The sequence below is a fragment of the Pseudomonas sp. MYb13 genome (assembly GCF_002980075.1).
GTDB lineage: Bacteria > Pseudomonadota > Gammaproteobacteria > Pseudomonadales > Pseudomonadaceae > Aquipseudomonas > Aquipseudomonas lurida.
Genome location: NZ_PCQI01000002.1, coordinates 133,984 through 146,592 on the forward strand (window position 1 = coordinate 133,984; position 12,609 = coordinate 146,592).

General features: G+C 62.0%; 13 protein-coding genes. 4 read left to right on the forward strand and 9 right to left on the reverse strand.

The features are described from left to right. Nucleotides 1-3: 3 nt before the first annotated feature. On the reverse strand, nt 4-1,104 hold the full coding sequence (locus tag CQ002_RS04100) for an efflux RND transporter periplasmic adaptor subunit (RefSeq protein ID WP_034109130.1): 1,101 nt from the start codon (nt 1,102-1,104) through the stop codon (nt 4-6). A 93-nt stretch (nt 1,105-1,197) separates the two neighbouring features. Here CQ002_RS04100 and CQ002_RS04105 point away from each other — a divergent pair, with 93 nt between their 5' ends. Beyond that, nucleotides 1,198-1,833 (forward strand): TetR/AcrR family transcriptional regulator, encoded by a 636-nt coding sequence (locus CQ002_RS04105; protein ID WP_034109131.1) that lies wholly within the window; start codon nt 1,198-1,200, stop codon nt 1,831-1,833. Between the two features lie 821 nt (nt 1,834-2,654). Here CQ002_RS04105 and CQ002_RS04115 read toward each other — a convergent pair. Next, nucleotides 2,655-3,437 (reverse strand): class I SAM-dependent methyltransferase, encoded by a 783-nt coding sequence (locus CQ002_RS04115; RefSeq protein ID WP_034102480.1) that lies wholly within the window; start codon nt 3,435-3,437, stop codon nt 2,655-2,657. A 96-nt stretch (nt 3,438-3,533) separates the two neighbouring features. Between CQ002_RS04115 and CQ002_RS04120 the strand changes: the two genes are divergently transcribed. Then, nucleotides 3,534-4,154 (forward strand): hypothetical protein, encoded by a 621-nt coding sequence (locus CQ002_RS04120; protein ID WP_034102479.1) that lies wholly within the window; start codon nt 3,534-3,536, stop codon nt 4,152-4,154. Nucleotides 4,155-4,157: 3 nt separating this feature from the next. Here the strand turns inward: CQ002_RS04120 and CQ002_RS04125 are convergent, their stop codons facing one another. The 7 genes from CQ002_RS04125 to ppc form a co-directional block, all read right to left on the reverse strand. Further along, on the reverse strand, nt 4,158-4,838 hold the full coding sequence (locus CQ002_RS04125) for an extensin family protein (RefSeq protein ID WP_189655478.1): 681 nt from the start codon (nt 4,836-4,838) through the stop codon (nt 4,158-4,160). A gap of 21 nt (nt 4,839-4,859) precedes the next feature. Beyond that, a complete protein-coding gene (locus CQ002_RS04130; RefSeq protein WP_034102477.1) occupies nt 4,860-5,687 on the reverse strand; it encodes an oxaloacetate decarboxylase in 828 nt (275 codons plus the stop codon). Nucleotides 5,688-5,714: 27 nt separating this feature from the next. After that, a complete protein-coding gene (locus CQ002_RS04135; RefSeq protein WP_034102476.1) occupies nt 5,715-6,575 on the reverse strand; it encodes a DUF72 domain-containing protein in 861 nt (286 codons plus the stop codon). Beyond that, the gene (locus CQ002_RS04140; protein WP_105161739.1) at nt 6,575-6,865 is read right to left on the reverse strand and encodes a hypothetical protein; all 291 of its coding nucleotides are present in this window, start codon (nt 6,863-6,865) and stop codon (nt 6,575-6,577) included. The genes CQ002_RS04135 and CQ002_RS04140 overlap by 1 nt, the downstream gene beginning before the upstream one ends. Nucleotides 6,866-7,025: 160 nt before the next feature. Then, nucleotides 7,026-7,712, reverse strand: a complete 687-nt coding sequence (gene tsaB, locus CQ002_RS04145; RefSeq protein ID WP_034102474.1) for a tRNA (adenosine(37)-N6)-threonylcarbamoyltransferase complex dimerization subunit type 1 TsaB — start codon at nt 7,710-7,712, stop codon at nt 7,026-7,028. A 91-nt stretch (nt 7,713-7,803) separates the two neighbouring features. Further along, nucleotides 7,804-8,451, reverse strand: coding sequence for an adenylate kinase (adk, locus tag CQ002_RS04150; protein WP_010212617.1), 648 nt, complete (start codon nt 8,449-8,451; stop codon nt 7,804-7,806). Between the two features lie 279 nt (nt 8,452-8,730). Further along, nucleotides 8,731-11,358: a phosphoenolpyruvate carboxylase gene (ppc, locus tag CQ002_RS04155; protein WP_105161738.1), complete on the reverse strand. Its 2,628-nt coding sequence runs from the start codon at nt 11,356-11,358 to the stop codon at nt 8,731-8,733. Nucleotides 11,359-11,543: 185 nt separating this feature from the next. Here ppc and CQ002_RS04160 point away from each other — a divergent pair, with 185 nt between their 5' ends. Both CQ002_RS04160 and CQ002_RS04165 read left to right on the forward strand, forming a co-directional pair. Further along, a complete protein-coding gene (locus CQ002_RS04160) occupies nt 11,544-11,888 on the forward strand; it encodes a hypothetical protein (RefSeq protein ID WP_034102472.1) in 345 nt (114 codons plus the stop codon). Nucleotides 11,889-12,160: 272 nt separating this feature from the next. Beyond that, nucleotides 12,161-12,586: a DUF4398 domain-containing protein gene (locus CQ002_RS04165; protein ID WP_033902822.1), complete on the forward strand. Its 426-nt coding sequence runs from the start codon at nt 12,161-12,163 to the stop codon at nt 12,584-12,586. Nucleotides 12,587-12,609: the final 23 nt, after the last annotated feature.

Sequence of the window (12,609 nt, forward strand, 5' to 3'; positions counted from 1 at the left end):
GGACTACTCCTTGGCCGCCAGATTCACCACACGGTTGGAGCGATCCACCGGGCGCACTTGCTGGCCCTCGTGGAGCACATGCACACCGGCGGCGATGACCCAATCGGTCGGGGCCAGGCCTTCCAGTACCGGGACGGATTTTTCACCAAAGGCGCCAATGCGCACCGGCACGCGGGTGATGGAATTGTCCGGCTGCACGCGCCAGACATAGGACGCGCCGTTCTCCGCACTGAGCGCCGACAGCGGCACCGACAGAGGCACAACGCCGTCGGCCTGGATGAATACGCGCGCGCTCTGACCCAGTTCAGCCGGGACCTTGCCGCCCGTGAACGCTACGCGGGCGGCGAAGGTGCGCGACTTCGGATCGGCTGCCGGCGACAGCTCGCGAATACGTCCGCTGAAGCGTTGGTCGGGCTGGCTCCACAGTTCGACCGACACCGGCTGGCCGATCTTGAAGCGGCCAAAACCTTGCTCCGGCAGGCTTATGAGTACTTCGCGCTCGCCATCGGTGGCCAGGGTGAACACCGTCTGGCCGGCAGACACCACTTGGCCGACTTCCACCGCACGCTTGGCCACCACACCGTCCTGGGGCGCACGCAATACGGCATAACCGGCCTGGTTGTTGGCCACGTCAAACTCGGCCTTGATCTGCTTGAGGCGCGCTTCACCGGATCGGTAGAGGTTTTCGGAATTGTCGTATTGGGAACGGCTGACCATCTGACGGTCCATCAGGGTCTTGTAGCGGTCGCGCTCGGCACGCACCAGGCTCAAGTTGGCCTGGGCGGCGGCAACTTGGGCGCGGGTCGCTTCCAGTTGCAGGCGCACGTCCTGAGGGTCGAGTTCCGCCAGCGCCTGGTTGGCCTTGACCCGTTCGCCCTCCTCCACCAGCCGCTTGCTGACTTTGCCACCGATGCGAAAAGCCAGGTCTGGTTCGTAGCGGGCGCGTACTTCACCTGGGTAGCTATCCATCGCCTGCACAGAAGGCTGTGGTTGCACCACCATGGCCGGGCGGATGGTGGTTTGGGTCGCTTCTTCATGGCCGCAGGCGGCCAGCAAGCAGACCAGACTGACAGGCAACGCAAAGGGCAGGAAAGTACTGCGCATGCTGGAGGACCTTTCGCAAATGAAGCTAGGAATAATTATACTGGCGGGTATGTTATTAATACCAAACTCACCAGTCCAGTATTAAAGGTGAAAATGTCCGACAATCCTGTGAACACCAATAGCCCCGGGCGTCCCAAGGACATGGCAAAACGCCAGGCAATTCTCGAAGCAGCGAAAATCCTGTTTTTGAGCAATGGCTACGCCAGTACCAGCATGGACGCGGTGGCACTGGAAGCCGGCGTGTCGAAGCTGACCGTCTACAGCCATTTCAACGACAAAGAGACCTTGTTCACCGCCGCCGTGGTGGCCAAATGCGAAGAGCAACTGCCGGTGATGTACTTCGAGCTGCCCGCAGGCATGCCTGTGGAGACTGTGCTGTTGACGATCGCGCGGGGGTTCCATCGCCTGATCAATAGCGAAGAGTCGGTCAACCTGCATCGCCTGATGATGACCACCGGCAATCAGGACGTGAAACTCTCGCAGATCTTCTTCGAGGCAGGCCCCATGCGCATGCTGCAGGGCATGGAACGCCTGCTCGGCAAGATCGACCAGAGCGGCGCGCTGAGCATCGACAAACCCTTTACGGCGGCCGAGCACTTCTTCTGCCTGCTCAAGGGCACGGCGAACTTTTGCTTGCTGTATGGCTGCGGCGGGCACCTGAGCGAAGAAGCCGCCGAAGCCCATGTTCAGGAAGTGGTAGGGTTGTTCATGCGCGCGTACAGGCCATGAACGGGCCTCAGCGCTGGCAAGCCAGCGCCTGCAATGCCATACATGCTTCTAAAAGCCGGGCATATCCACGATAAGTACCGCGCCCCCCCTACCACGATGCGAAGCGAGCCGCTCTTGATCTGGCTTTTGATCTTGCCTTTGATCCTAGCGCCCCATCAAACACGCTGGCCGGAATTCGACAGGGATTTGGGGGGTAAACCGGCAGGGATGCCGGTTTAGCCGCCCCGCGCCATGGAGGGCGCGTGGCGGCGGCCCCCCAAATCCCTGTCGGATTACGGGCACACCGAGCCTAGGCGAGGTGCCGAGTGTTGGGGCAAGAGCCTTTTGGTTACTTTGGGGCTTTTCCAAAGTGACCCGCTGTAAGAGCGGAACCCCTAGCAGCCGTTACCTGAATAACGGATATGTACCCGGTCTGATCCAAAATCCAGGTCGGCTGTCAGGGCGCCTTCGCGGGCAAGCCCGCTCCCACAGTTGGATCGCGGGGTGACAGTTAGATAGCGGGCGGCTGTCGGGGCGCCTTCGCGAGCAAGCCCGCTCCCACAGTTGGATCGCGGGGTGACAGGTAGATAGCGGGCGGCTGTCGGGGCGCCTTCGCGGGCAAGCCCGCTCCCACAGTTTTGGATCGCGGAGTGACAGTTAGATGGTGGTTGGCTGTCAGGCTGTCTTCGCGGGCAAGCCCGCTCCCACAGTTGGGTCGCGGGGTAAGCGTTAGATAGCGGTTGGCTGTCGAGCCGCCGGAGTGAGCAAGCTCCCAAGCCCCAGGTACAGCGCCGTAGCCAGCGTCATGCGGATATCTATACCGCGATGAAGCCCGAAAAGCCTCAAGGCTTGAGCGCTTTCTTGGGGTAGATGTCATACCGGCTGGACTTGCCATCCAGCGCATGGCTCGGCTTGGGCCCGTCAATGCACGGCGCCTTGCGCGGGCGCTTGACCACCACGCGATGGCTGGCCAGGGCCAGCGCGGCAGCCAACAGCGCGGGAGCGTCCGGATCATCCCCCACCAGCGGTCGGAACAGACGCATTTCCTTCTTCACCAGCGCGGTCTTCTCACGGTGCGGGAACATCGGGTCGAGGTAGATCACCTGGGGCGGCTCGCCTTCCCAATGGCGCATCACGTCGATGGAGTTGCCCTTGAGCAGCTGCATGCGCGCCACGATCGGTGCCACCTCAAAATCATCCGCGCCACGTGTCAACCCATCCTCAAGCAACGCACCGATCAAAGGCTGACGCTCGATCAGGCTCATCTCGCAACCCAGGCTGGCCAGCACGAATGCGTCTTTGCCCAAGCCTGCCGTGGCGTCCAGCACCCGTGGGCGCACGCCTTGGGCGACGCCTACGGCCTTGGCGATCATCTGCCCGCTGCCGCCGCCGTACAGGCGTCGATGCGCCGCGCCGCCTTCGACAAAGTCCACCCGCACCGGCCCAGGCGCGTCAGGCCCAAGCTGTTGCAACTGAAGGCCATGCTCTCCCACTTGCAGGGAAAATTCCGCATCTGCCAGGTACAACGGCAAGCCCAACAGGGTAGCCCACTGCTCGGCACGGGCCTTGAAACCTTCGCCCAAGGCCTCGACCTGGATGCGGCTGGCCGCTGGTTGTTCGCTCATCAATCGCTACGCTCAAAAATATTAAGGATCGGCAAACAGCGGCCGATAAAAACAACAGTCAGGTATTTTGCCAGAGCTGAGCGTCGACCGAGAAAAATGTCAGACATTCTTCCCCTAACCATCGGTGTACTGCCGACCCATAACCACTACGGCCTGCGCAATACTCAAGCGCTGGCCGGGGTGAGTCATGTGTGGCAGGACTTCTTCGCCCGGGCACTGGCCGAGCAGCTCGGTGACACGCCGGACGCGCTCGCGGTGCAGGCGACCGCACCGGCGGACCCAGCGGTAGAACCGAGTGCCGGCGCCGACCTGTTGTCGCAGATCCTCACGCAGCGTGAGTGCGACGTGAAAGACACCGAAATCGCCCCACCCGAGCCGCTGTTCCTGCCGATCGCCGAGCTCGAGACCGACTTGCTGCCACCGGCCGCCCCGCCGTTCCCGGAAGAAGAAATCGTCGCCCAGCAGCGCCAGCAGAACTTCGAAAGTGGCTGGGTGCGCCCGATCGTGCTGAACGCTGGTCAACCGCTGCCCGAACCAGGCCCGGCGCCCGAACCACGCCCACTGCACCTGCCAATCGCCGAATTCGAACTGGACCTGCTGCCACCCGCCGCCACGCCGTACCCAACCGAAGAACTGGTCGCGCAACAAAAAGCCCTGGACTTCGATTATTACTGGGCACGTCCGTTGGTCACGCAGAACCTGCGCCTGGCCGCCTGATACTCAGCGACATACCCACCAACGCCCCATATCCAGATGGAAATGGTTGCGGTGCGCGGCGTTGTAGTCCGGGCTCAGCACCACATTGAAATCATCACAGGCGCTATCGCGCACCTGACGCAGGAACCGCGCCTTGTCGCCCTCTCCTGGCCAATCCTTGAGCACGCTGATACTGCGCCCATCGGCCAGGCGAAAGCCGGCAATGTCCAGCGCATTCGCCGACGCGTGCTGGCTGAGTCGGCCCTCGGCACGGTTGTAGATATTGCGGCAGGCAAAGCTGCCCAGGTGATCGACCCGCGTCACCGCCTGGCCAAATACCGCCTGGGCCGCCGGTTGCAGGCTGTGCCGCTCGAACAGGGCGAACGCCACCGCCAGTGGGCAACTGGCGAGAAAGCTGCTGCTCAGCCCGACGGCTGCACCCTGTACGCGCAAGGTATTACGCAAGGGGCACGTGGCATCCGCTGGCGTATCCGCCTGATGGCTGACGCGCAGGCCCGAGGTTTCCAGCACTTGGTCGCACAGCGCCGGGTCAGCCTGCAAGCGACCCAGCTTGTAGCGCGTCAACAGGTTGGGACTGGCGCGCACATCCAACGGTGCCCATGGGTTCCAATCGGCCGGTAGGGGTACCCAGCCACGCCACACGCCTACGGCAAAGACTGCAGCCAGCATCAGCAGCGTGCCCATCACTGTGGAAAAACGCACCGCTTAGTCCTTGAAGAACTGGTTGGCCTGACTGAACGGCATCTTGCGCTCGGTAAAGGTGAACGTCCCCAGTTCATGCACCTCTTGGGCCGCACGATAGAACTCACCATAAGCCGCCAACGCCAGGGCCGAACCGACGCTGATGCGTCGCACGCCCATCTCGCTCAGCTGCGCGACGCTCAGGTTCAAGCCCCCAGACATCAACACATTGACAGGCTTGGGCGCCACCGCCTTGACCACCGCCAGCACTTCCTCGGCACTTCGCAGGGCCGGCGCGTACAGCACGTCGGCACCGGCTTCGGCGTACGCCTGCAGGCGCCGGATAGTGTCGGCCAGATCCAGGCGCCCATGCAGGAGGTTCTCCGCGCGGGCCGTCAGGGTGAAGGGGAATGGCAGGCTGCGGGCAGCGGCAACCGCGGCTTCGACGCGCTCGACGGACAGGTCAAAGGGATAGATCGGGTCAACGGCAATGCCCGTGGCATCTTCGATGGATCCGCCGACGATCCCCGTGGCAGCGGCACGCAGGATTGCCTGGGCGCAGCCTTCTGGGGTGTCGCTGAAGCCATTTTCCAGGTCGGCCGCCACCGGCAACGCCGTGGCCTTGGCAATCATGCTGGCATTGATCAACGTGTCTTCCAGGGACAACGCCCCCTCTGCATCCGGGCGTCCCAGGCTGAACGCGTAGCCCGCGCTGGTGGTGGCCAGCGCTTCAAAGCCCAGGCTGGCCAGCATCACGGCGGAGCCCGCATCCCACGGGTTGGGCATCACGAATGCGCGATCACGCTCATGCAAGGCTTTGAAGGTTTCGGCGCGAAGGGTTTGGGCATCCATGTCGGGCTCCTGGCGGGTAAGGGAGTCCTAGAGTAACCCCAGTTGCTCCGCTACGGGGGCGCGATCCAAGGTCGGAAGGGGCGGCAGCCCAGGTAGACGCGCCATCAACTGGTCGTGGAAACGCAGGGCCAACTGCGCGGCGAGGCGGTTATCCGAAGTGTGCAGGAACACATAAGGGGTGCGGCCTTCTTCGATCCAGCCAGCGACTTTTTCCACCCACGGCACCAGGAACGGATCATTGGCTTCCAGTTCGGGATGACCGATAAACCGCACCTGGGGAAACGGCGTCAGCGCCGCTGGCCGCGGTGGCACCTTGGGCTTTTTCGATTGAGCGTGCAGCACGGCGGCCGAGGTGGACGTGCAACTGAACAAGGCGCGAGGGTCCAGGCAGATTCGCTCAACGCCCCGGTCCCGCAACAAGCGATTGAGCATGCGCTCGGCATCGCCTTTGGCGAAGAACTCCGAATGGCGTACTTCCACCGCCATCGGCCGCTCCAGGCTATCAATGAAACCTGCCAATTCCCCCAGGCGCTGCGGCGTAAACGTCGCGGGCAACTGCAACCACAGAGGCGATACCCGCTCACCCAAAGGGCTCATCAAGCCAACAAAGCTTTCTGCTGCCGGCAGTTGCTCAATCAAGTTGCCGCTGTGGCTGATATCACCGGGGAATTTGGCCGTGAAGCGGAAATCGTCGGGCATGATCTCGGCCCAGCGTTGCACGGTGGCCGCCGAGGGGCGCGCGTAGAACGTGGTATTGCCTTCCACGGCGTTGAAGACTTGGGAATAAAGCGCGAGGTAATCACTGGAACGGGCATCGGCGGGGTACAGGTACTCGCGCCAGGCGTTTTCACTCCAGGACGGACAACCGAGGTGGTAAGGCAGACGCATCAGATGTGAATGTCGAGACCCAGCACTTCCATGTCCCATTCGACAAAACCGGCGGTGGTCAGGTAGCTGGCCAGAGCGTTAGCAACGCTTTTGCTCATGGAGCGCGGGAAGACCATGTCTTGCTGACGGGCGGGAAGACCGCTGATACGCGCTTGGGAGTTGGCCTGTGCATCGGGATGCACTTCGATGAAGTCCGGTGAATCCTCGACGGACTCGTCTACCGTGACGTTTGCCTTACGCGGCTTACGCTTGATGGGGTAGGACTGTGAGGAAAAGCCGTCTATACGCATCGATGCGAACTCGGTATCGGTGATGGCATTTTAGTGGCGCAATCCGTAGCGCGCAAATGCTCTGGTGATAACTAGAACACATAATTTGAAAAAGGTTTAAAACCGGGGTCAAATTCTGACGATTGGTGAACTTAGCCCCAAATTGCCATCATTTTTGGCGTCAAATAATCCCGCGCTCTGCCTTGGTCTGCGCCACTTTATCGCGCAGGTACACAGGCGCAGCCTGGTCTGCGGGAATCGCCTCGCCCCGTTCGAAGGCGAAGCGCGCGAGCGCCAACAAGTCTTCAGCGTGGGGCAACATCGCTGCGTCCTGCCCTACCAACGGCACAGCGATGCGCTCGCCATAACCCCAGCCGGTGCCTGCACCGAACCAGTCGCCGCTGGCATCGCCAGGTAATTGCGAAGACTCCGGAGGCTGCACGGCTTCCACGCCGACCAGGCGCATCTCGCCCGCCGTTTCGCGGTAGCAGCCCCAATAGACTTCATCCATGCGCGCATCGATGGCCGCCGCAACCTGGTGGGCACCGTGTTCACGCAAGGCGCGCTGGGCCAGCACGGCAAGGTTGGACACCGGCAATACCGGGCGTTCCAGCGCAAATGCCAAGCCCTGCACCACGCCAATGGCGATGCGTACACCCGTGAATGCACCCGGCCCACGGCCGAAGGCGATGGCGTCTACTGCAGCCAAGGTGGTACCGGCGTCTTCCAGCAGTTGCTTGATCATCGGCAACAGCTTCTGCGCGTGCAGGCGCGGGATCACCTCGTAGTGGCTCGTTACCTTGCCATCGTGCAGCAAGGCAACGGAGCAAGCTTCAGTCGCGGTGTCCAGGGCCAGCAGGGTGCTCATCGGTGTGGGTGTCCAAGTCGAAAAAAGAGTGCGCCATTATAAACAACAACGGCCCGCAAGCGGGCCGTTATCCGTGAAGCAGAGGGTGTGATCAGCTCAGTGCTTGCAGCACTTTGGCGGTGATCGCTTCCACCGAGCCGACGCCAGGAATGTGGCTGTACTTCGGCTTGCCCTGGGCTGCGGACAACTTCTGGTAGAAATCCACCAGCGGTTTGGTCTGGGAGTGGTAGACCGACAGGCGATGACGCACGGTTTCTTCAGTGTCGTCCTTGCGCTGTACCAGGTCTTCGCCGGTCACATCGTCCTTGCCTTCAACCTTTGGCGGGTTGTAGACGGTGTGGTACACGCGGCCGGAGGCTTCGTGAACGCGACGACCGGCAATGCGCTGGACGATCTCTTCATCTTCAACCGCGATTTCGACCACTGCATCCAGCTCGACGCCAGCCTTCACCAGGGCTTCAGCCTGGGGAATGGTGCGCGGGAAGCCGTCGAACAGGAAACCGTTCTTGCAGTCTTCCTGGCTGATGCGTTCCTTGACCAGGTTGATGATCAAGTCATCGGAAACCAGGCCACCGCTGTCCATCACGCTCTTGGCGATCAGGCCCAGCTCGGTGCCAGCCTTGACGGCCGCACGCAGCATGTCGCCGGTGGAGATTTGTGGAATGCCGAATTTTTCAGTGATGAACTTTGCCTGAGTACCTTTACCGGCCCCGGGAGCTCCCAGCAGAATGACGCGCATCGATGTGCTCCTCAATTTTTTATAGAGATGACGCTCGGATTCGCCGCGAGGGGCCAATCGCGTAAAAATAGAATTCGGGCCGCCCAAACGGCCAAAGGCTGATCAAGATACACAGCAGGCCTTAACCACACAAGCCGCCAAAAGTCGCAGGAACCCGCGTCGTGCATGCGTCATACGTGGGGTGTGCCTGAGTGCAACCCGGCCCTGTAAACGCCGACCGCCCTTTTCCGGGCGGCCGTCGTGGTTTACCTGCAAGCCCTTGAGAACACGCAAAAAACCTTAGCCAGTGTTACGCAAACCAGCGGCAATACCCGCTACGGAGACCAGCAGCGCCTGTTCCAGAGGGCTGTCCTGCGCCGCTTCCTGCTGGCGCGAGCGCGCCAGCAACTCGGCCTGCAACAAGTGCAAGGGGTCAAGATAGGTGTTGCGCAGCCGGATGAACTCCAAGGTGTCGGGGCTGTGAGCCAGCAATTGCGACTGGCCAGTCAGGCCAAGCACCACGCCGCACGCCTGCGACAATAGGTCGCGCAAATGCGCACCCAATGGCAGCAGGTCTGGCTGCACCAGGCGCTCGTCGTACAGGCGGGCAATGTCGGCGTCGGCCTTGGCCAGCACCATTTCCAACATGTCGATGCGGGTACGGAAGAACGGCCACTGCTCGCGCATATGCCCCAGCAGCTCGCCTTCGCCGCGCTCCAGGGCCTTGCTCAGCGCCGCCTCCCAGCCCAGCCAGGCTGGCAGCATCAGGCGGGTCTGGGTCCAGCCAAAGATCCACGGGATCGCCCGCAAGCTTTCAATCCCGCCGGCACGGCGCTTGGCCGGACGACTGCCCAAGGGCAAGCGCCCCAGTTCCTGTTCCGGCGTGGATTGGCGGAAATACTCGACGAACTGCGGATTTTCCCGCACCACCGCACGGTAGGCGCTGACACCGTCGGCTGCCAATTCGTCCATCAAATGGCGCCAAGCCGGCTCGGGCGGCGGCGGTGGCAACAGGGTCGCCTCCAATACGGCCGCCAGGTAAAGGTTGAGGTTCTGCTCGGCGATATCCGGCAGGCCGAACTTGAAGCGAATCATCTCGCCCTGTTCGGTGGTACGGAACCGCCCCGCCACCGAACCCGGCGGCTGTGACAGGATCGCCGCGTGGGCTGGGCCGCCGCCACGGCCCACGGTGCCACCGCGACCGTGGAACAACAGCAGTTCCACTTGTTGCTCGCGGCAGATATCCACCAGCCGCTCCTGCGCGCGGTACTGCGCCCAGGCCGCGGCGGTGGTGCCGGCGTCCTTGGCCGAGTCCGAGTAGCCGATCATCACTTCCTGGGGCCCCTGCAAACGCGTGCGATAGCCCGGCAGCAGCAACAGTTGCTCGATCACCGGGCCGGCGTTATCCAGATCGGCCAGGGTCTCGAACAGCGGCACTACGCGCATCGGCCGTTGCACGCCCGACTCTTTAAGCAGCAGTTGCACCGCCAGCACGTCCGACGCAGCGCCGGCCATGGAGATGACATACGAACCCAACGACGCAGCCGGCGCGGCGGCGACTTCCTTACAGGTGTTCAGGACTTCGGCGGTGTCGGCCGAGGGTTTGAAATAGCCCGGCAGCAGCGGCCGACGATTGGACAGCTCTTTCATCAAGAAGCTGATACGCGCCTCTTCGTCCCAGTCTTCGTAGCGTCCCAGGCCGAGGTAATCGGTGATTTCTGTCATGGCCGCCGAATGACGGCTGGAATCCTGGCGCACATCCAGGCGCACCAGGAACAAACCGAACGTCACTGCGCGCCGCAGACAGTCGAGCAACGGACCATCGGCGATCACGCCCATGCCGCACTCATGCAGCGACTGATAGCACAGCTCCAGCGGCTCCAGCAGGTCACGATTGTTCTGCAACACCTCGGCAGGCGCCGGTGTGCTGCTGCTCAACGCCGTATGCGCCCATTGGCGCGTGGCCCGCAGACGTTCGCGCAATTGCTTGAGCAGGGCGCGATACGGTTCGACGCTGTCGCCGACCTTGGCCTGCAACGCCGGGCTGGCTTGCTGCATCGACAGCTCGGAAGCCAAATGGTCGACGTCGCGCAGGTACAGGTCGGCCGCCATCCAGCGTGCCAGTAGTAATACTTCACGGGTCACCGGCGCGGTGACATTCGGGTTGCCGTCACGGTCGCCCCCCATCCATGAGGCAAAGCGGATCGGCGCCGCCTCCAGGGGCAAGCGCAGGCCAGTGGCGGCGTGCAGGGCCTGGTCAGCCTTGCGCAGGTAATTGGGAATGGCGTGCCACAGCGAATGTTCGATGACCGCAAAGCCCCACTTGGCCTCGTCCACCGGCGTAGGCCGGGTGCGGCGGATCTCTTCGGTGTGCCAGGCTTCTGCGATCAAGCGCTGCAGGCGCTGGCGGATCTGCTCGCGCTCCGCCGTGGTGAGGTCACGGTGATCCTGCAGCGCCAGTTGGGCGGCAATCGCATCGTATTTCTGGATCAGGGTGCGGCGCGCCACTTCGGTGGGGTGGGCGGTAAGGACCAGCTCGATCTCCAGGCGCCCCAACTGGCGCGCCAGGGATTCGTTGCTGTGGCCTTCAGCTTGCAGGCGCGCCAGCAACTCGGGCAATACGCGAGACTCGAAGGGCGCCGGTTGCGACTCATCGCGCCGGTGAATCAGTTGGTATTGCTCGGCGATGTTGGCCAGGTTGAGGAACTGGTTGAACGCCCGGGCAACCGGCAGCAGTTCGTGTTCCTGCAACTGATTGAGGCTGCTGCTCAGTTCATCGCCCGCCCCGCGGCGGTCGGCCTTGGCGCCTTTGCGGATCTGCTCGATCTTGTCGAGAAAGTCATCGCCGTACTGCTCTCGAATGGTGTTGCCCAACAGCTCACCCAGCAGGTGAACATCCTCACGCAAGCGTGCATCGATATCACTCATCAGCCAATCTCCAGCCAGAAATCCGGGACGCGCAGGTCTGCCAGAGTGCCGCCAGCATCGTTTTATGACAAGACTTTAAACCTTGTGGGTTGCAGCGAGTCTCAACACTGAGTCGCCCGTGTTTATCCATATGCGCGACTGGTCACTCATCACCGCCTGCCATCGCGGGCTTCATTGAGGTTGCCATGAAAATCCGAGAATTGGCCCAGCATTGGGAAGAGAACGCCAAGGGTCGCTTGACCAAGACCGAATACGCCATCCATTTGGATGTGGAATCCGCCGCAAGGCTGGCGGCCATCGCCGAAATGTACCCCAAGCGCAGCACCGAAGAACTGCTCGGCGAGCTGATCGGCGCCGCCCTCGAAGAGTTGGAAACCAGCTTTCCCTATATCAAGGGCCAGCAGGTGATTGCCACCGATGAAGAGGGTGACCCACTGTACGAAGATGTCGGCCCTACCCCGCGCTTCCTGACGCTGTCGCGGCGTTATCTGCATGATTTGTCGGCCAGCAGCGACGAACAGAAACACTGAAACTCTCACGCCAGACCCTTGTACGCCGGGCCCCTCGCGGGTCGGGCGTACCGCTGCGCGACGCATAAGTTCCAAGTTTTTTACCCTGACCAACCGGTCAAATATTTTTTTAGGCAAATCGCCATCTTCTCTGAACTTTTGAAAAAAGCCTCCGGTCACAGCCAGTAAGCCATCACTTGGAACGGTCGTTTTAAAGGCTTATTTGCGCTTAAGCGCCAAGCCCCGGCCGCAGACCAGTGACATGGATTTTGATGTTTTTCAGGAGTTATCCAATGGAGTTGAAGACGATGAAGACCAGCACTGCCAAATCCTCGTTTAACCATCTGCGCGGGCTCAAATTGGCCGCGCTGGCAATCGGCACCAGCTTCGTTCTGGCAGGTTGCGCCGGTAACCCGCCGACCGAGCAGTACGCGGTGACCCAGTCCGCTGTAAACAGCGCGGTCAGCGCCGGCGGCACCGAGTACGCGGCTGTAGAGATGAAGTCGGCCCAGGACAAGCTCAAGCAAGCCGAGATTGCCATGCACGACAAGAACTACGACGAAGCCCGTCGCCTGGCTGAACAAGCCGAGTGGGATGCTCGCGTTGCAGAGCGCAAGGCTCAGGCTGCCAAGGCTGAACAGGCTGTGAAGGATTCCCAGAAGGCTGTTGATGAGTTGCGTAAGGAAGGTATGCGTCCAGCTGCTATCCAGCAGAAGTAAGACGCCCCCCTTGACCGCATCGC